The sequence below is a fragment of the Indolivaga capnocytophagoides genome, assembly GCF_036511535.1.
GTDB lineage: Bacteria > Bacteroidota > Bacteroidia > Bacteroidales > Dysgonomonadaceae > Dysgonomonas_A > Dysgonomonas_A capnocytophagoides.
Map to the genome: position 1 here is coordinate 2,584,356 of NZ_AP028867.1, position 19,924 is coordinate 2,604,279.

Here is a 19,924-nt window from a genome sequence, read left to right on the forward strand (position 1 = left end):
CTATTGGTTATCTATTTTCAATGTTCTTTTGTGTGAATCAATTAACGAATTAGTGAGCTCTGTCATTCAAAAACTCTTTAATGAAAGATGTATCTAATCTGCTCAGGAATGACTGATATCGTGAGTGTATGAAGCTTTTGATTAGGACAATAATGACAGAGTTTATGGCTTCATGAATGAATGACTTCACTAAGTCATGACATCAGGCTATAACTCATTTGATATGGAGTTCACGAACTTCATATTTATATCATTCAGTAAGTAATGATAACCTTATGTAACTCGTGAATAGCTGAACGAACTCTCTTATTCCTGATTGATCGAATGAATTATTGAATTACTTATTTAAAACAGTATCACATGAAAGAGAAAACATTATTTATCGCTATTTCTACCCAGAAGGGAGGAGCAGGTAAAACCGCTTTGACCGTCCTACTATCCAGTTATCTCCACTATTCACAAGACTACAATGTAGCTATTGTGGATTGTGACTATCCCCAATACAGTATCAATGGGATGCGATTGCGGGATAAACAGTCTGTAACAGAAGATCCGTATTACAAATCACTTTTTTATAGGCAATGTAAGATCCTGAACAAAAAGGCTTATCCGATAGAAATGAGCAGAACTACTGAAGCTATTGAAACTGCAGAACGGATTATTCATGAATCAGAAGTACCATTGGATTTTATATTCTTCGATTTACCCGGAACAATGAATGCCAAAGGAGTATTAAGCACCCTTGCCCAAATGGATCATATTATAACACCCATTACTGCTGATCGTATGGTTCTGGAAAGTTCATTGGAATATGCCGGACTGATCAATGAGCAGATTATAACCACTGGAAAGGGAAATATAAAAAGCCTGTATTTACTATGGAATATGGTGGATGGAAGAGAAAGTAACCATCTGTATGGAGTCTACGAATTAGTGATAGCCGAATTGGGCTTACAGGTCATGAAATCATTTGTTCCCGATACAAAACGTTTTCGTCATGAAATAACAACGGAGCATAAACCAATCTTTCGCTCTACATTACTCCCAGCCGATAAGAGGTTGATAAAAGGCAGCCAGCTGGATCAGGTTACAGATGAATTTCTAACTATCGTGAAAGGAGGTACTAATGGCTAAAAAGGAAAACGAATACGAAATTGATGAAGACTTTCTGTTGGCATCCATCGGAGAACGTAAAGAAGGCAAAGCTCTTTCTAAAAAAGAAGAAGAGATCGTAGAAAATATTGATGAGGTAGTAAAGCCTAAAGAGAATAGTAGTAAGCGGAACAAGCGTAGCAATAGTAGTCTGGATGATTATGAAGCTACTTTTTTATGCCGTAATGAAATACGGCTACGTCAGGGTGCATATATCAGTAGATCGGTATATCAAACGATTATGCGGATCGTAAAACAAATTGCCGGAGATGATGTATCAGTGGGTGGTTATATCGACAATGTTCTGAAGCATCATCTTGAAAAATACAAAGATGAGATAAATACTTTGTATAAACAGGACCGAACCGATTTAATAGACTAGACGATGATAGAATTACTTATTATCCTATGCCTTGTGGGAATTATCCTGATTAAACTGTCAGATTACAAGATAACCATAAAGAAGAATTCTTCCGACTCTAAATCAGACAATGAAAAGTCTCAGAAAAGTGAAAAAAGGGTTGGACGGGTTGGTAAAAGCATGCCTGATATCAGACAAATGATGACATTGAATGACAGTTCCTTAGAATCGGATAATCCACAGAAAAAAGCGTCTATATTTGATTCGTCAAAGGATGAAAGCGAGCCTGATCCGAAGGACTTAGTGATAGACGCCGATCCTTCCGAAACAGTAATTGATCATGAAGAGGAAGCCGAAATTGCTGCTTATACAAAAGGTGAAGTCTATACAGCCGGAGGGATGGATTATGAGTTAATGATGAATACTGTAAAGGTTATAAACAGCAAGACCGCCACCAAAGAAGAGGAACGTAAGGCCGGACAAGTTTTGTATGATAACCGGGATACGGAACTGGTAGATAAGATGGTTTCAGCAAAGAAAGAATTATCTGTCAGGATAACATCACTCATCGGACTCCGTCTTCAACAACATGCCGAGGAGAATCCGCAGTATGTTGAGTCAGGCCTCGCTTCTCATCTAAATGAATCGGATGAGTATAAAAATTTTAAAGCAGACGATTATTTCTAAGGTCAGATAATAACCATTTAAAGAAAGGAGGTTGCTTATGAGATAGAAAGTTGTAGAATATCTTTAATAAAACGGTCTGTAACCGCCACTAATTTCCAACGTTACAAGTTAAACCCGCTATGGGGAACTATCCACTCCCCATAGCTTAAAATCAAATTTATGTACAAAAAAGTTTCATTTTTTGTAGCCATACTAATGGCTGCATCAGCCTCTGCATTTGCTCAGGGAAACGGTATGCAGGGTATTACCGATGCGACAAACATGGTTACCTCTTACTTTGATCCGGCCACTAAACTGATCTATGCCATCGGTGCTGTTGTAGGGCTGATCGGAGGTGTAAAGGTGTACTCCAAGTTCAGCTCAGGTGACCCCGATACATCTAAGACTGCTGCTTCCTGGTTCGGAGCCTGTATCTTCCTGATTGTAGCCGCCACCATCCTTCGCTCATTCTTCTTATAGGAGTCTCAGACTCTCTTATTTTACTTTTAATAACGAGAAGAATGGCAGAATATTCAATCAACAAAGGAATCGGCAAACCCGCAGAATTTCGGGGACTCAAAAGCCAGTATCTCTTCATTTTTGCAGGTGGACTCTTGTCTGTATTTATCGTCTTTGTGATTATGTATATGATCGGAATCAGTCAGGTAATCTGTATCGGGTTCGGAGTAATTACAGCCGGGACATTGGTCTGGGCAACATTCCTCCTGAACGACAAATACGGAGAGCATGGGCTCATGAAGGTGCGCCCATAAGGGTATGTGTTAAATACAACTATAGCAAGTTGTTAGATAAAGGTTTTGATAAAATCTATCACTAGCCGACTTATCTGGGAGGGAAACCAAACAGGGAGTGTAGCATGTCGGAAAAGTCAAAAGTCAGTTAGCTGTCATACTGCGACTGAATGGCGAAGTGAAATGATAAATATGAGGATAAAATTCAAACTAATTGAACGATAGTCTAAGTGGTTAGCAGGCAAGCTATGGCGTAAGACAGTTACAAACGCCATATTGTAGTTCTCAATCTCAGAATTTCATGGGGAGCGGGGTAAAACCAACTACAACACAACTACTGTCAGTAGTAACAGACGGAAGTCGTATCCGACAATTTATCGTGCTATGTTGACATATATCTAAATGGGGATTACCTAAATCGGAATGCCAAAAGGCTATAGAGATTTGCTCTTGAATATCCGACATGGTAACGGAGTCCCCGTAGTAGTCCGAGCAAGGGAAAGCCTTGTACATGGCGAAGGGGAACAGTTGATATTTTTTAATATGAATTATGGAAAATGTGAGAGACATTATGAGAGATCCAAAATTAGTATTAAACAGTCTGTCTGAACATAGTCGGAATACCGACTACAAGTTTGAAAGACTCTACAAAAATTTGCTAAATGCAGAAATGTTTTATGTCGCATATCAGAAAATATATGCCAAACCCGGAAACATGACACAAGGTGTAGATGGGCAAACCATAGACGACATGAGTATTATGCGCATAGAACAATTGGTTGATAGTCTCAAGAGTGAGACGTATAGACCATCTCCATCTAAAAGGACATATATCCCAAAGAAAAATGGGAAAAAGCGTCCGTTGGGAATACCATCGTTTGATGACAAATTAGTGCAAGAAGTCATACGGATGTTACTAGAAGCCATTTATGAGGGTCGTTTTGAACAAACCTCACATGGTTTCCGTAACAATCGAAGTTGTCATACAGCACTAGCTAGTCTACAGAAATCTTTCATTGGGACGAAATGGTTCATTGAAGGCGATATCAAAGGATTTTTTGATAACATCAATCATGATGTGCTGATTAATATCTTAAGAGAACGTATCAGAGATGAAAGATTTATTAACCTGATAAGAAAGTTTTTGAATGCAGGGTATGTTGAAGATTGGAAGTTTCACAAAACGTATAGCGGAACTCCGCAAGGAGGCATTGTAAGTCCTATATTGGCAAATATATACCTCGATAAACTAGACAAATATGTGAAAGAATACATCCGAAAATTCGATAAAGGAGAAAAGCGTGGCAGGACAGTAGAGTATAGAAAACTTGAATGCAGAAAAAGGTATTTATCTAAGAAACTAAAAAATGTAGAAAGCGAGGAGCTAAGTAATGCTATTATCTCCGAAATCAAAGAGATAGATAGAAAGAGAACCCTAATTCCTAGTAATGATAAAATGGACGACGGATTTAAAAGATTAAAATATATAAGATATGCAGATGATTTTATTCTGGGTGTAATCGGAAGTAAAAAAGACAGTATACAAATTAAAAATGACATAAAGGAATACCTAAATGGCGTGTTAAAACTCGAACTGTCAGAAGAAAAAACTCTGATAACACATACAGAAAAACCTGCAAAATTCTTAGGATATGAGATCTATATCCGAAAAACGAATCAGACTAAAGGAAATTCTCTTGGCAGAAAAGTGAGAACATTCAGCAGTAAAGTTGTATTAAATATCACATCTGAAATCATAAGAAAAAAACTGATTGAATACGATGCTGTCCGTTTTAAGATAATAGATGGCAAAGAAATATGGAGACCAAAATCAAGACCATACTTATTAAATCATGACGACTTAGAGATTTTAGAGCAATATAATGCTGAGATAAGAGGGTTCTACAACTATTATAGTATTGCCAACAATAGCAATATCGTTTCCAATTTGGGATATATTATGGAGTATAGTATGTACAAAACTTTTGCAAGTAAGTACAATACAACTATTTCCAAAATAATAAACAAATACCGACGTGCTAAAGAATTTTCAATAGCATATACTGACAAGTATGGTAATGCCAAATACAGGAACTTCTACAATCAAGGCTTCAAACGTAAACAACCTTACTGCATGAGTCCAAATGATTTGATACCGAACACCCACATTATCTCCAATTGCAGAACCAGTCTTATAGATAGACTGAAAGCTCGTAAATGTGAGATATGTGGAGCAGAGGAAAATCTACACATGCATCATATAAAAAAACTTAAAGACCTAAAAGGTAAAAAACGATGGGAGATTTTAATGATTGCCAGAAAGAGAAAAACTATTGCAGTATGTATTAATTGTCATTATAAGATTCATGCAGGAAAATTGGACTGAACAATATCAATGGAGAGCCGTATACATGGAGACGTGTACGTACGGTTCGGAGGCGAGTTCTTGGAAACCTATCATAGAAATATGGAAAGGCGCTGGGTACTTAGCCTACTTACAAGCTATCCGTAACCATCCCCGCTATATCATCAATCGCAAACGGATCATACAGCTCATTAGTCGTATCAAAAGAAAGGAGGAGATTGTATGAGAAATACTTTAAGTGCAGCAACACTCGAAAGCAAGTTTCCCATACTGGCAGTTGAACATGACTGTATCCTGAGTAAAGATGCGGATATCACTGTCGCCTATCGGGTGGAACTGCCCGAACTCTTTACGGTCACCTCTCCTGAGTACGAAGCAATCCATGCAGCCTGGGCAAAAGCGATGAAGGTATTACCCAACTATTCAATAGTCTGTAAACAGGACTGGTTTATAGAAGAGGATTATACCCCCGAGTTGCAGAAAGAAGACATCAGTTTTCTATCTCGTAGTTTCGAGCGTCATTTTAATGAACGTCCTTTTCTGAATCACACCTGTTATCTCTTTCTGACTAAGACGAACAAAGAGAGAGCCAGACAACAAAGCAGCTTTACAGCTCTTACCCGTGGCTTTATCGTACCCAAAGAAATGCAGGATCGCGAGATGGCTCAGAAATTTTTGGAATCAGTCAGCCAGTTTGAACGGATCATTAACGATAGCGGATTTATCAAGTTGGTACGATTGACCACTGATGAGATTGTAGGAACAGCAGATCAGGCAGGCATTATCGAAAAATATTTCTCCTTATCGCAGAATGACACCACCTGTTTACAGGATATGTCTCTTGGTGCAGGTGAAATGAAAATCGGTGATAAGTATCTGTGCCTGCATACGCTTTCAGATGTGGATGATCTTCCGGGTAAAGTAGAAACTGATACCCGTTATGAAAGGCTATCCACAGATCGAAGTGATTGTCGTCTGTCGTTTGCTGCACCTATCGGAGTACTCTTGACCTGTAACCACATTGTCAATCAGTATATCTTTATTGATGACCATGCAGAGAACCTGAAACGTTTTGAAAGACAAGCTAGAAATATGCACTCTTTATCCCGTTACAGCAGAAGTAATCAGATAAACAAGCAATGGATTGAAGATTACCTGAATGATGCCCATAGTTTCGGATTAACCTCTGTTCGTTGCCATGTTAATGTAATGGCTTGGAGTGAAGATAAGGAAGAGCTTTCACGAATCAAAAACGATGTGGGTAGCCAGTTAGCTCTCATGGAATGTAAACCCCGGCACAATACAGTCGATACACCGACTCTGTTTTGGGCAGGTATTCCGGGTAATCAGGGTGATTTTCCATCGGAAGAAGCTTTCTATACTTTTATTGAACAGGCTTTATGCTTCTTTGTGGAGGAAACAAACTACAAGAGTTCTCCTTCGCCTTTCGGAATCAAGATGGTAGACAGGGTAACGGGAAAACCGCTTCATGTGGATATATCCGACTTACCCATGAAAAAAGGAATCATCACCAATCGGAATAAGTTTGTGTTAGGTCCTTCAGGTAGTGGAAAGTCTTTCTTTATGAATCATCTCGTTCGCCAGTATTGGGAGCAGGGAACACATGTCGTTTTGGTGGATACAGGTAATTCCTATCAGGGCTTGTGTGAAATGATCCGTAGTAAAACCAAAGGGGAAGACGGAATTTACTTTACATATACTGAACAAAATCCGATCTCTTTCAATCCATTCTATACTGATGACAACCAGTTTGATGTAGAGAAAAAGGATAGCTTGAAAACCTTGCTATTGACGCTTTGGAAAAGCGAAGACGATAAGATATCCAAGACTGAAAGTGGAGAACTCGGTAGTGCTGTCGATGAATACATTAAAAAGATTCAGTCTGACCGGAGCATTGTTCCAAGTTTCAATACCTTCTATGAGTTTATGCGGGATGAGTACAAAACGGCATTGGCGAAAAGAGAGATTGAAGTTAGTAAATCCGATTTCAATATCGACAATATGCTGACTACGCTTCGTCAGTACTATCGGGGTGGTCGTTTTGACTTTCTGCTAAACTCGGACAAGGAACTGGACTTATTGAACAAACGCTTCATCGTCTTCGAAATAGATGCTATTAAGGAGAATCGAGACCTTTTCCCTGTGGTGACCATCATCATCATGGAAGCGTTTATCAACAAGATGCGTCGGTTGAAAGGTATCCGAAAGCAACTGATCGTGGAAGAAGCATGGAAAGCCCTTTCGTCTCCGAATATGGCTGAGTATCTGAAGTATTTGTATAAAACTGTTCGTAAATTCTTCGGAGAAGCAATCGTTGTTACACAGGAAGTGGATGATATTATCTCATCCCCCATTGTAAAGGAAGCTATCATTAATAACTCCGATTGTAAGATACTGCTCGACCAACGGAAGTATATGAATAAGTTCGATTCGATACAGGCTTTATTAGGCTTAACCGAAAAAGAAAAAGCCCAGATACTTTCCATCAACATGTCCAACAATCCAAGCCGTATTTACAAAGAAGTATGGATCGGATTAGGCGGTATGCAATCGGCTGTATATGCTACAGAAGTAAGCCCGTCCGAGTATTATACCTATACTACCGAAGAGACAGAAAAGCTACAAGTGCAGAAACTTTCGGAAAAGTTAGGCGGGGATATTGAACAGGCTATTAAGCTAATCACTACGGATAAGCCTCTTTCGTAAACAGGCTTACCAACAATTTTAAATTAATCTCAAACGTAAAAAAATAAATTATATGAAAAAGTTCTTTTTTCTGACAGTCATTGCTGTCTCTCTATTTAGTCTTAACAGTTGTAGTAATGATGATGATCCGGTAACTCCAAGTGGCGGAGATGCCGTTTTAAAAATTCAGACCGACATCACAGCAATAGACGTTGTCAATACACGGGCATCAGTTGTGTCTGCATTTCCTGAGGGAACAAATATCGGTTTGTTTGTCACATCGGGTAGTCTGGGGGATAACAATAATTCGTATAAAGAAAATGACAATGCATTATCTATTTTTAGGAATGGAATATGGAATCAAACACCTGAGATCAGGCTTACAGGGGATAACGCTACGGTCTATGCCTATTATCCGTACAGCAGTAACAATACCGATGGTAGGTCTATTTTAGTGGATCACGCAACACAACAGGATTACATGTACGGAACCCATACTCCGGGACAAGCTGCTATCAACAAAGATAATCCGGCAGTAAGCCTGACCATGAAGCATGCAATGGCTTTAGTCCAGTTTAATATCAGTAAATCCAATTATCCCTGGCAAGGTAAGCTTACCCGTATTGAGATAGCCAATGCCGATAAAAAGACTATTCTTTTCAATGAAGGATTAATGGATATTTCAACAGGAACGATTAAGAATATTGAAGGAAAGAACAGACCGGCATCTATTCAGGCGTATTCGAATATCTATCCGTTGTTAACTATTCCAGAAAAGCCATCTCAATCGGAAGCAGATTTCTTAAAAGTCTTTGTACTGCCTATTAAATCAACAGGAGGCGAAGGGGATGTTGTTTTTAACTTTACTATCGACGGACGGATATATACATGGAAAGTCGCGGCTAACACTGCTTGGAAAGCAGGTACGAAAAACACCTACGCTGTAACAATTAATGGTTCGAGCCTGAAAATTGGGAATGTAAATATCTCGGATTGGACGGGCGGTATTTCGGCAAATCTAATCATTACCGACTAACTCACATACAGAGTAAGCACACTGACACCTCTGTTCTTACTCTGTTACTTCTCTCTTTTTATTCAATTTACATCATTAAAAATAATTGAAATATGAAAATAAAAATCTTCATGTTGTGCGTGAGCCTTGTGCTTTTCACTTCAAATATATCAGCCCAATGGACAGTCTGGGACCCGAGTAACTTCACTCAGAGTATTGTCAATACCAGCAAACAGATCGTACAGACATCAACGACTGCCAAAAATATGGTGAACAATTTCAAAGAAGTCCAAAAGGTTTATAATCAAGGAAAACAGTATTACGATGCACTAAAAGCCGTAAATGGATTAGTCAAAGATGCCAAGAAGGTACAAAGAACTATTCTGATGGTCGGTGAAATCTCCGATATCTATGTACACAGCTTTCAAAAGATGCTGTCCGATCCCAATTACTCTATCGAAGAACTCAATGCCATAGCCAACGGATATACCCGTCTGTTGGAACAGAGTAATGATGTTCTGAGCGAACTAAAAGGAGTGGTGAATATCAGTACACTTTCTCTTTCGGATAAAGACCGTATCGATGTGGTTAACTCCTGTTACGATGCAATGCTCGATTACCGGAATCTGGTTCGATACTATACAAATAAAAATATCGGAGTTTCGTATTTGCGAGCCAAGAAAAAAGGCGAAACAGCCCGTGTCAATGCTTTGTATGGTAATCCTTCGGATCGCTACTGGTAACCCTAAAACAAAAAGAAAAATGGATTTCGATCAATTTCATCAAACCCTGCGGACGCTTTACGATCAGATGATGCCCTTATGTGGCAATATGATCGGCATTGCTAAAGGAATAGCAGGACTGGGGGCCTTGTTCTATGTGGCATATCGTGTTTGGCAATCCCTGTCTAGAGCTGAACCGATAGATGTATTTCCTCTGCTTCGTCCTTTTGCCATTGGCCTTTGTATTATGTTCTTTCCGTCTGTGGTGCTTGGAACAATCAATAGCATTATGAGCCCTGTGGTACAGGGTACAAATGGAATGTTACAATCCGAAACATTGGATATGCAAAAGTATGCAGAGATGAAAGACAAACTGGAATACGAAGCCATGAAGCGTAATCCCGAAACAGCCTACTTAGTAGACAACGAGATCTTTGAAGAGAAGCTGGATCAACTGGGTATTACCGATGTGGGAGAAATCGCAGGAATGTACATTGAGCGTGGATTGTATAATGCAAAGAAGTGGATTCGGGAAGCTTTTCGGGAGATATTGGAAATAGTCTTTAAGGCAGCAGCATTGATTATTGATGTGATACGCACCTTCTTCTTGATTGTTCTTTCTATTCTCGGACCGTTGGCTTTTGCTATATCTGTCTGGGATGGTTTTCAATCGACACTCACGCAGTGGATCACACGATACATATCCGTTTATCTGTGGCTTCCCGTTTCCGATCTGTTCAGCACGATACTGGCAAGGCTTCAATCCCTGATGCTCCAATCGGATATTGAACGGATGCAGACCGATCCTAACTTCTCACTGGATAGCTCAGATGCGATCTACATCGTATTTCTCATCATTGGGATTGTCGGCTATTTCACCATACCGACTGTTGCCGGATGGATAATATCGGCAGGAGGCATGGGCAATTTTGGAAAGAATGTCAACAATACAGCAACTAAAGCCGGAGCAATGGTTGGTGGCGCTGGAGGTGCTGCTGCCGGAAATATTGTAGGACGCTTGAAAGGGCGGTAAAATCCCTAATCTCAATCATCAAATCAAAAAACAATGGAATTCAAATCATTAAAAAATATCGAATCGAGCTTTAAGCAGCTCCGCATCTTCGGCATTGTCTTTCTTTGTTTATGTGCTGCTGTTGCAGGTTACTCCGTTTGGAGTGCCTATAATTTCGCAGAAGCACAACGCCAGAAGATCTATGTGCTGGATAACGGAAAGTCCCTGATGCTCGCTCTTTCACAGGACTTATCTCAAAACAGACCGGTTGAAGCCCGTGAACATGTCAGGCGTTTCCACGAATTGTTCTTTACGCTCTCCCCTGATAAATCTGCCATTGAAAGTAATATCCAACGGGCATTACTCTTGTCGGATAAATCCGCCTTCAATTATTACAAAGATTTATCGGAGAAAGGATATTACAATCGGATCATTTCTGGAAATATCAATCAGACCATACAGGTCGATAGCATTTCCTGTAATCTCGAGGTTTATCCCTATCAGGTTATCACCTATGCACGGCAGATGATTATCAGAGAAAGCAATATCACGGAGCGTAGCCTTGTGACAACCTGTAAACTGCTGAACTCTGTCCGTTCCGACAATAATCCACATGGATTTAGTATCGAAGCTTTCGAAATACGGGAGAATAAGGATTTAAGGGTATTGGATCGATAAAATGCTGAGCTATGAAAGAACGGATTAAAGAACTCGGTTATTGGCTGGAAGATAAGCTCAAAGACCTCTGTGGGGAGATTACTCCAGACAAAAGACTGACCGTAATTGTCATCATGCTTTTATTCTTCACGATCCTGAACCTGTATTTCACATTTACAGCTATCAGTAATTGGGGACGGGAACAGGAACGCAGGGATCAGCTGAAGATAGAGCATATCAAACAGCTGGAACTGGAAAAGACCAAACCGAAAGATGCAGTATTTGATTCGGATATTCCGGACTCAGATATTGATGTTTCGGATAGTACTAACAATAAAACAGATCAATCATATGGCGGATAAACCAAAACTAAGTGAAGAGCAAAAACAAAAGCTAAAGAAATATGCGATTTTCGCATTGATGGCAATTGTTTGTGCAGGATGTATTTGGCTGATTGTCTCTCCATCGGAGAAAGAGATAGCCAAAGAGCAGATAGGTATGGGCTTCAATGCCGATATCCCTGATCCTAAAGGAGACGGTATCATTGGAGATAAGCAAGATGCCTACGAACAGGAACAGATGAAAGAACGCCAGAAAGAGCGGATGCAATCCTTACAGGGTTATGCCGATATGCTGGAAAGTTCCAAAACTGAACGGGTGACTATCAATCTGGATGATGAGCCTCAGCAGGCTATTAAGAAAGAGAAAGCTCCGATTAATAATTCGGTATCGGCTTATAGGGACATCAATCGGACATTGGGTAATTTCTATGAAAAGCCCAAAGACGATCCTGAAAAGCAAGAGATGAAAAAGAAACTGGAGGAACTGGAAGCTAAGATGCAGGATAAGGACAATAAACAGTCAGATGTCGATGAACAACTGCTCCTGATGGAAAAGTCTTATGAGATGGCAGCCAAGTATATGCCACAGACACAGTCAGAGTCTCCAACGAACAATTCCAATTCATTGAAAAGCAAGATTGATAATTATGGGAAAGATGGTTCTTCTAAAAATGGAAAGACTACAATCAGCCCAGTTCGTCAGATACAAAAGAATACGGTTTCATCACTGGCTCAGAATGTTACTAATGAAGAGTTGTATCAAATGTATGATCAGACACGAAATACAGGTTTCAATACAATGGATGGGGAAATTGGAGTAAGTCGCAAGAATACCATCTCTGCGGTTATTCATGATGACCAGACGATAATTGATGGACAAACAACCCGTTTACGATTGAGCGAACCATTGGTGGCAGGAACTACTCTTATTCCTAAAAATACGATCCTAACAGGCATTGCCAAGATTCAGGGTGAACGATTGGATATACTGATATCTTCTATTGAGTATGAAGGAACAATTATTCCTGTAGAAATGGTTACTTACGACACAGATGGGCAGAAAGGTATTCATATACCGGGATCACTGGAGATGAATGCAGCCAAAGAAATTATCGCCAATATGGGAAACAGCGTGGGAACAAGTTTTACGATGACTGAGAGCATGGGGGCACAACTGGCATCCGATCTCAGTAAGGGAGCCATACAAGGAGTATCGGCATATATGCAGAAGAAGATACGACAGGTAAAGGTTACCCTCAAATCGGGCTATCGGATTATGCTGATGCCTAAACAGTAAACAAGGTCACAGACCTATCTATTATTCATTAATGATTAAACCAAAGTAAAAAAATATGAATAAATATATTATTGCACTCGCATTGGTGCTGACAACGATTGTAGCTCATGCGCAAAATGAAACAACGTCAAAAGATATGCAGGAAGATCTGCAACAGGTACTCAAACCCTCTTATGGGGATTATTATGAAGGGCTTTCCAAGAAAATAACCTTTGATCGAATGATTCCTCCTTACGGATTGGAAGTAACTTTTCAGAAAACTGTACATGTTATTTTTCCTGCTGCGATTCGGTATGTGGACCTAGGCTCGAGTAATATCATTGCAGGAAAAGCAGGGAGTTCGGAGAATGTATTACGGATAAAGGCAGCTGTTCACAGTTTTGAAACCGAAACGAATATGGCTGTAATAACCGAAGAAGGAAGTTATTACACTTTCAATATCAAGTATGCCGATGAGCCTGAGAAGCTAAACATTGAAATGAAAGACTTTATGCATGATGGTATAGCTACCAACAGACCGAATAACTCAATGGAGATTTACCTGAAGGAACTCGGTCGTGAATCTCCCCGCATAGTATACCTAATTAATCGCTCCATCTATCAGAATGACAAACGAATTGTAAAACATATCGGTTCGAAACGTTTCGGAATCCAATATCTACTCAAAGGTATTTATAGTCACAATGGACTTTTGTATCTACATACACAGATCAAGAACTCAACGAATGTTCCTTTTGATATTGACTTTATCCGATTCAAGATTGTAGACAAGAAGATGGTGAAACAAACAGCTGTTCAGGAAACGGTGATATATCCGCTTCGGGCTTACAATTTCATCTCTCAGGTTAGAGCTAATCAGACGGAACGAACCGTTTTCACCATTGATAAGATAACGATGCCGAATGATAAGCAGTTGGTCATTGAACTCTTTGAAAAGAACGGTGGACGAAATCAGGCTTTTGTGATAGAGAATGATGACCTGATACGGGCAGAACAAATTAATGAGTTAAAGATCAAATAAGGTCAGGGTTATTGACTTTTTTACTACACACGAATACAATAACAAAATGTATAGATATAAAATAGCTTTAGTAATGATATTGAGCCTTGTCTTTATTGGACAGACTCATGCCCAACGTTACTTGCCCGGACAAAAAGGTATTCAGGTAACAGGTGGTTTTGTGGATGGATTTAATCCGGAAAAGAAAGACGGACAGGCTTTCTTTGGTGGTATTGCTTTATCGACTTATACAAACAATGGTAACCGATGGACCTTTGGCGGAGAATATCTACAGAAATCTTATGAGTATAAGGATAAGCTGATACCCTTATCTCAGATAACAGCCGAAGGGGGGTATTATCTGAAATTCTTATCTGATCCTGGTAAAACTGTATTCTTATCAGTAGGTTTTTCCGCTGTTACAGGTTATGAAACAATTAATTGGGGGAAAGAATTACTGTTTGATGGAGCAAGCATCACAACAAAGGATAATTTCTTATACGGTGGTGCAGTCAGCTTTGAGATAGAAACGTACCTGACTGATCGGCTTGTGTTACTGCTCAATGCACGGGAACGGGTGTTGCTCGGATCAGACATAAATAAATTCCACACGCAAATCGGTATGGGGATTAAGATCATGATCAATTAGATAAATCGGTCAAAACCATCAGCATATTTGGCAGGAAGAAATTCTATAATATCATAAGTTGCAACCTTATTGAGATAGAACGGATCGGCTTTCATAATTTCCAAAGCAAGCTCTTTTGTTGCTGCTCTACACAGAATAACACCTCCGGTACGAGGTTCTTGTCGTCCTGAAGCGATGAAATATCCTTCTTTATAATTTATATCCAGATAAGTGCGGTGCATACCCAGATATTTTTCAACCTCGCTAAGTGGTTTCTGATAGGTTAGAACGAAAATAAACATAACATTCAAATTTGAAACAAAAGTAAAAAATAGAAATCGATATGAGAAGAATAGCATCATATATAATTTACACGATACTGATTGCATGTATCGCTTGTGCCTGTAGTGACGATATTGATATTAAGCAAGGCTATGAATTCGAGGTTACTCACCTGCCTGTTCCGAAAAAACTAAAAGTTGGAGAGACTACTGGGATTCGCTGTCAGTTGGAACGATCAGGCAGATATGATAATGCGAAGTATTATCTGCGGTATTTTCAGCCGGATGGCAAAGGGGAGTTAAGAATGGATGACGGAACGGTATTTTTACCGAATGATACATATGAGCTGACTAACGAGACATTTCGGTTGTATTATACTTCTAAGTCGGAAGATCAACAAGTGATTGATATTTACTTTGAGGATAATTATCGGAATACTTATCAGCTTTCTTTTTCTTTTAATAATGATAATTCGGAGGAAATAGAATGATGACAATGGTGATTATTTCGTATGTGTCCACTTGGATAAGCATTATTTATTCATTGGTGACGGCTCCGAGTGTTTCTGATGATTAAAATATTTTTTGAAAAGTCTCTAATATTTCTATTGGAGACTTTTAAGATTTGTATAATTACACTAATTTTAAGCAGTTCTTATTTAACAGTAATACTAATACTTCCATATGGATCACAATGAATTTATGACACGACAACGTAGTCGATCACACTTAGTTATTTTAGGAGCAGGTGCTTCAATGGCTGCAATTCCCGATGGGGACAAAAATGGCAGAAGATTGTCTTGTATGGATAACTTTCTTTCAGAATTAAACATTGAACAGGTCATAGATAATTGTAACTTAAAGACGAGGAGTAAGAATTTAGAAGATATTTATTCTGAACTAGAGGAAAGACCTGAATGTGAGGAGATAAAATATAAACTTGAAACTATTATAGTAGAAAGGTTTAGTAAACTTTTACTCCCTGATTATATGACTGTTTATGACTACTTAATAATTTCTCTTCGAAAAAAAGATCTCATAGCATCATTCAATTGGGATCCTCTTCTCATTCAGGCATATAATCGAATGTCAAAATTAACGAAAGATCTTCCCGAGCTAGTTTTTCTTCATGGAAATGTTTGGGCTGGTTTTTGTGTCAATTGTAAAAGTTATGGACATATTAGAAATAGATGTCAAGTCTGCGAAAAGGCTTTGTCTAAAACAAGATTATTATATCCAATTAAAAATAAAAACTATGAAAAAGATCCATTTATTATAGAACAATGGATTCGTGTAAAAGAGTGGATAAAAGACTCTACTATAGTTACATTCTTCGGATATAGTGCACCGAAGACAGATGCTGCTGCAATTGAGCTATTAAAAGATATCTATAATAACGGTCCTTTGCATAGATTTGATAGTATAGAAATTATAGATATTAAAGAAAAAGAAGAGTTAGAAAGTACATGGAATAACTTTATTAATATTGAAGGTGCTTATAGCCCTCTATATTTAAAATCTTTTTACGAAAGCATTTTAGCTGAATTTCCGAGGAGGAGTATTGAAGGATATTCCGAACGTAATTTTAATGGATGGTGGGGAAAGGGTCAAAACCAGATTACCCCTAAAAGGCAAACTATTGAGGAATTCCGTAGACAGATCAGTCCTATTCTTTCTATGGATAGGATTAACAATTTTTCTTTATTTTGAGTTTGTATCAACCCTGATAAAAGGGTAATCGTTTTTAACTTAGTTCGTAATCTTGCGAATTAAAATTATATTCGTATATTTGCGAACAATAAATATCGAGTCTATGTCGAAGAAAGAATTAACAGCCGATCAGGAGCAATTAGCACGCTTTGCTAAAGCATTAGGACATCCTATTCGTATAGCGATATTAGAAATGCTTGCCAATGAGTCATGCTGCTATCATGGCGATATGTCAGAGGTGTTACCGATTGCCAAAAGCACGCTGTCTCAGCATCTGAACGAACTGAAAGATGCAGGATTGATTCAGGGAACAATTACATTACCCACCGTGAAATATTGTATCAATAACGAAAACTGGAATAAGGCCAAAAAACTGTTTGGTGGCTTTTTTACGCAATTACAGAAAACAGACGATATTTGCTGATATGATGAACATCAGGGTTACAACAAAAAAAGATATTCCTGCCATTAAGGAATTATTTCGTTCAACTATCCTTTCAGTCAATTTAAAAGACTATACACCCGAACAGGTCGAATGCTGGGCTGCAAAAGGAAAAGACACTAGTGTATGGGAGGAACGGATAAATGAGCAATACTTTATACTTGCTGAGGAAAACAATACAATATTAGGGTTTGCTGCCCTAAAATTGTCAGGGTATTTAAATTCTATGTTTGTCCATAAAGACTATCAGGGGAAGGGCATTGCGACATTCTTACTTAAAAAGATTGAAGAATATGCACGGTTAAAAGATATTTCAGAAATAACTGCTGATGTCAGTATTACAGCTCAGCCTTTCTTTTCAAAAAAAGGCTATGCTATTCTTGAACAACAGACCGTTTGCATTGGTATCTTGATGACAAACTATAAAATGTCAAAAGTTTTATCCTGATATTTTTTTAAGACATATATTCGTTATTCGACGAAATAGGAACTGTTAGTGTAAATACGAAATTATAAACAATATGAGAATTTTAATTCTGTGTACAGGAAATAGTTGCCGCAGCCAGATGGCACATGGATTTTTACAATCATTCGATCCTTCATTGTCTGTTTATTCCGCAGGGACAAAAGCAAGCGGAAAAGTAAATCCAAAGGCAATAGAAGTCATGCAGGATGCAGGAGTAGATATTTCACATCATACATCCGATAGTGTAGAGCAATATATGAATGACGAATGGGATTATGTGATTACTGTTTGCGGGGGTGCAAATGAAAGCTGTCCTGCATTCTCGGGAAAAGTAAGGAACCGTCTGCATATCGGTTTTAATGATCCGTCCGAAGCCACGGGAACACCCGAATTTATTCAATCCGAGTATATCAGGATAAGGAATGAAATCAAAACAGCATTTTATAAATTATACACCGATAAGATAAAAGGCCATGAGTAATAAGAAGATGAATTTTTTAGATAAGAACTTAACACTTTGGATATTCCTTGCAATGGCTATCGGTGTAGGGTTGGGATATTTTATACCGTCTTTCAGTGGTTATATAGATTCCATGTCGAACGGTACAACAAATATTCCTCTGGCAATCGGTCTTATCCTGATGATGTACCCGCCATTGGCAAAAGTAGATTACAAACAACTGCCGAAAGTTTTCAAGAATGTCAGAATACTGACTGTCTCGTTAATCCTGAATTGGATTGTTGGGCCTGTCTTAATGTTCTTACTTGCCATTCTCTTTTTACACGATTACCCCGAATACATGGTTGGGGTTATTCTTATAGGTCTTGCACGGTGTATTGCGATGGTGCTTGTATGGAACGACCTGGCAGAAGGCAATACAGAATACGGTGCAGGACTTGTCGCCTTGAATAGTATTTTTCAGGTGTTTTTTTACAGTTTTTATGCGTGGATATTTGTAACCAAGTTACCGCCGTTATTTGGCTTTGAGGGTGCAATTGTGGATATCTCCATAGGAACAATTGCCGAAACAGTTGTTATCTATTTGGGAATACCTTTCCTAATGGGTATTTTAAGCCGTTTGATATTGGTAAAATTAAAAGGGGAACAATGGTATAAGGATAAGTTTATCCCTGCAATTTCACCAATTACCCTGATAGCCCTACTGTTTACCATTGTATTAATGTTTAGCCTCAAAGGGGAACTGATTGTACAAATACCGTTGGATGTCGTGCGTATAGCCATACCGTTACTAATCTATTTCGTAGTCATGTTCTTCCTCAGCTTCTTTGCAGGAAAATTAATGGGGGCGTCTTACGATAAAAATGCTTCGATAGCTTTTACAGCCACAGGTAATAACTTTGAACTGGCTATTGCAGTTGCAATAGGTGTCTTCGGATTGCATAGTGGACAGGCCTTTGCAGGGGTAGTAGGCCCATTGGTTGAAGTGCCTGTACTTATACTTTTGGTGAACATAGCCTTTTGGCTAAGAAAGAAATATTATAAATAAAATAATTACAATGCTTTTAATATGAACACAAACGAAGAAAAGAAAGCTTTGGTAAAGCAAAGATATAGTGAATTGGCTCTGAATAGTGATGCGTTAAAGTCTGATTGCTGTTGTGGAACGAATCCTGCGACACCTTCAAAGAAGGTCTTTACGATCATGAGCGAAGATTACAGCGGGCTTAAAGGGTACGAAGCCGATGCCGATTTAGGTGTAGGCTGCGGATTGCCTACTGAGTATGCAGGTATTAGAGAAGGTAATACAGTCTTAGACTTAGGCTCAGGTGCGGGTAACGACTGTTTTATAGCCAGATCGGAAGTCGGAGAAACAGGAAAAGTAATCGGCATTGACTTTTCTCCGCAGATGATAGAAAAAGCACGAAAGAACGCAACAAAGCGAGGTTATACCAATGTCGAATTTATCGAAGGAGATATTGAAAATATGCCTTTACCCGATAGTTCCATAGATGTGGTAGTCAGTAATTGTGTTTTAAATCTGTTACCCGAAAAAGATAAAATCTTTAAAGAGATATATCGGGTATTGAAAAAAGGTGGTCATTTTTGTATCTCTGATGTTGTGCTGAATGGCGTATTCCCTAAAGAGTTTACAGATAATGCTTCCTTGTATGCGGGTTGTATTGCCAGTGCGATACAAAAGGACGATTATTTAGGAGAGATCAAAAAGGCTAATTTTTCCAATATCAAGATCGAACGGACAAAAACAGTTTTGATCCCCGATGATGTATTACAGGAACATTTAGATGAATTGACGATTACTAAATATAAAGCGGGCAATGTCGGCATTTATTCGATTACTGTAACAGGAATAAAATCATAGAGTTGCTAA

The 19,924-nt window shown here is 38.7% G+C and carries 23 protein-coding genes and 1 pseudogene; 23 read left to right on the plus strand and 1 reads right to left on the minus strand.

Annotated elements, in window-relative coordinates; all coding sequences use genetic code 11:
- Nucleotides 1–360: 360 nt before the first annotated feature.
- From AABJ51_RS10375 to AABJ51_RS10450, 16 genes and pseudogenes are all read left to right on the plus strand, one after another.
- Nucleotides 361–1,134, plus strand: coding sequence for a ParA family protein (locus AABJ51_RS10375; protein ID WP_338372464.1), 774 nt, complete (start codon nt 361–363; stop codon nt 1,132–1,134).
- The gene (locus tag AABJ51_RS10380; protein WP_338372465.1) at nt 1,127–1,534 is read left to right on the plus strand and encodes a DUF3408 domain-containing protein; all 408 of its coding nucleotides are present in this window, start codon (nt 1,127–1,129) and stop codon (nt 1,532–1,534) included. Before AABJ51_RS10375 ends, AABJ51_RS10380 begins: the two co-directional genes overlap by 8 nt.
- 3 nt (nt 1,535–1,537) lie before the next feature.
- Entirely contained in the window at nt 1,538–2,200 is a 663-nt protein-coding gene (locus AABJ51_RS10385; protein WP_338372466.1) for a hypothetical protein, read from the plus strand.
- A 159-nt stretch (nt 2,201–2,359) separates the two neighbouring features.
- Nucleotides 2,360–2,659, plus strand: coding sequence for a DUF4134 domain-containing protein (locus AABJ51_RS10390; RefSeq protein ID WP_026626753.1), 300 nt, complete (start codon nt 2,360–2,362; stop codon nt 2,657–2,659).
- 41 nt (nt 2,660–2,700) lie between these two features.
- Nucleotides 2,701–2,943, plus strand: a pseudogene (locus AABJ51_RS10395) (DUF4133 domain-containing protein); the annotation flags it as partial.
- A gap of 559 nt (nt 2,944–3,502) precedes the next feature.
- Nucleotides 3,503–5,317 carry a reverse transcriptase/maturase family protein gene (locus AABJ51_RS10400; protein ID WP_338372467.1) on the plus strand — a complete coding sequence of 605 codons (1,815 nt, stop codon included), beginning with the start codon at nt 3,503–3,505 and terminating at the stop codon, nt 5,315–5,317.
- Nucleotides 5,298–5,522, plus strand: coding sequence for a hypothetical protein (locus AABJ51_RS10405; protein WP_338372468.1), 225 nt, complete (start codon nt 5,298–5,300; stop codon nt 5,520–5,522). The genes AABJ51_RS10400 and AABJ51_RS10405 overlap by 20 nt, the downstream gene beginning before the upstream one ends.
- Entirely contained in the window at nt 5,519–8,023 is a 2,505-nt protein-coding gene (locus AABJ51_RS10410) for a TraG family conjugative transposon ATPase (RefSeq protein ID WP_338372469.1), read from the plus strand. The genes AABJ51_RS10405 and AABJ51_RS10410 overlap by 4 nt, the downstream gene beginning before the upstream one ends.
- Nucleotides 8,024–8,075: 52 nt before the next feature.
- Entirely contained in the window at nt 8,076–9,038 is a 963-nt protein-coding gene (locus tag AABJ51_RS10415) for a fimbrillin family protein (protein ID WP_338372471.1), read from the plus strand.
- A gap of 92 nt (nt 9,039–9,130) precedes the next feature.
- Nucleotides 9,131–9,760, plus strand: a complete 630-nt coding sequence (locus AABJ51_RS10420; RefSeq protein WP_338372472.1) for a DUF4141 domain-containing protein — start codon at nt 9,131–9,133, stop codon at nt 9,758–9,760.
- A 19-nt stretch (nt 9,761–9,779) separates the two neighbouring features.
- Nucleotides 9,780–10,772 carry a conjugative transposon protein TraJ gene (traJ, locus tag AABJ51_RS10425; protein WP_338372474.1) on the plus strand — a complete coding sequence of 331 codons (993 nt, stop codon included), beginning with the start codon at nt 9,780–9,782 and terminating at the stop codon, nt 10,770–10,772.
- A 33-nt stretch (nt 10,773–10,805) separates the two neighbouring features.
- On the plus strand, nt 10,806–11,429 hold the full coding sequence (gene traK, locus AABJ51_RS10430) for a conjugative transposon protein TraK (RefSeq protein ID WP_338372475.1): 624 nt from the start codon (nt 10,806–10,808) through the stop codon (nt 11,427–11,429).
- Between the two features lie 11 nt (nt 11,430–11,440).
- Nucleotides 11,441–11,770, plus strand: coding sequence for a TraL conjugative transposon family protein (locus AABJ51_RS10435; protein WP_338372476.1), 330 nt, complete (start codon nt 11,441–11,443; stop codon nt 11,768–11,770).
- Complete coding sequence (traM, locus tag AABJ51_RS10440; protein ID WP_338372477.1) at nt 11,760–13,046, plus strand: conjugative transposon protein TraM; 1,287 nt, start codon at nt 11,760–11,762, stop codon at nt 13,044–13,046. Before AABJ51_RS10435 ends, traM begins: the two co-directional genes overlap by 11 nt.
- Nucleotides 13,047–13,101: 55 nt before the next feature.
- A complete protein-coding gene (traN, locus tag AABJ51_RS10445) occupies nt 13,102–14,067 on the plus strand; it encodes a conjugative transposon protein TraN (RefSeq protein WP_338372478.1) in 966 nt (321 codons plus the stop codon).
- 46 nt (nt 14,068–14,113) lie between these two features.
- Entirely contained in the window at nt 14,114–14,695 is a 582-nt protein-coding gene (locus AABJ51_RS10450; protein ID WP_338372479.1) for a conjugal transfer protein TraO, read from the plus strand.
- On the opposite strand, the gene AABJ51_RS10455 is transcribed toward AABJ51_RS10450, so the two are convergent.
- On the minus strand, nt 14,692–14,976 hold the full coding sequence (locus AABJ51_RS10455) for a YciI family protein (protein ID WP_338372480.1): 285 nt from the start codon (nt 14,974–14,976) through the stop codon (nt 14,692–14,694). The two genes, AABJ51_RS10450 and AABJ51_RS10455, sit on opposite strands and share 4 nt — an antisense overlap.
- A gap of 41 nt (nt 14,977–15,017) precedes the next feature.
- Between AABJ51_RS10455 and AABJ51_RS10460 the strand changes: the two genes are divergently transcribed.
- The 7 genes from AABJ51_RS10460 (at nt 15,018) to arsM (ending at nt 19,915) form a co-directional block, all read left to right on the plus strand.
- A complete protein-coding gene (locus tag AABJ51_RS10460) occupies nt 15,018–15,446 on the plus strand; it encodes a DUF3872 domain-containing protein (protein ID WP_338372481.1) in 429 nt (142 codons plus the stop codon).
- Nucleotides 15,447–15,639: 193 nt separating this feature from the next.
- Complete coding sequence (locus AABJ51_RS10465; RefSeq protein WP_321577276.1) at nt 15,640–16,665, plus strand: hypothetical protein; 1,026 nt, start codon at nt 15,640–15,642, stop codon at nt 16,663–16,665.
- A 103-nt stretch (nt 16,666–16,768) separates the two neighbouring features.
- Complete coding sequence (locus AABJ51_RS10470) at nt 16,769–17,089, plus strand: ArsR/SmtB family transcription factor (RefSeq protein WP_338372482.1); 321 nt, start codon at nt 16,769–16,771, stop codon at nt 17,087–17,089.
- 1 nt (nt 17,090) lies between these two features.
- On the plus strand, nt 17,091–17,555 hold the full coding sequence (locus tag AABJ51_RS10475) for a GNAT family N-acetyltransferase (protein ID WP_338372483.1): 465 nt from the start codon (nt 17,091–17,093) through the stop codon (nt 17,553–17,555).
- Between the two features lie 73 nt (nt 17,556–17,628).
- Nucleotides 17,629–18,054: an arsenate reductase ArsC gene (locus AABJ51_RS10480; protein ID WP_338372484.1), complete on the plus strand. Its 426-nt coding sequence runs from the start codon at nt 17,629–17,631 to the stop codon at nt 18,052–18,054.
- On the plus strand, nt 18,047–19,081 hold the full coding sequence (arsB, locus tag AABJ51_RS10485; RefSeq protein WP_338372485.1) for an ACR3 family arsenite efflux transporter: 1,035 nt from the start codon (nt 18,047–18,049) through the stop codon (nt 19,079–19,081). The genes AABJ51_RS10480 and arsB overlap by 8 nt, the downstream gene beginning before the upstream one ends.
- 21 nt (nt 19,082–19,102) lie before the next feature.
- The gene (arsM, locus tag AABJ51_RS10490; RefSeq protein ID WP_338372486.1) at nt 19,103–19,915 is read left to right on the plus strand and encodes an arsenite methyltransferase; all 813 of its coding nucleotides are present in this window, start codon (nt 19,103–19,105) and stop codon (nt 19,913–19,915) included.
- Nucleotides 19,916–19,924: the final 9 nt, after the last annotated feature.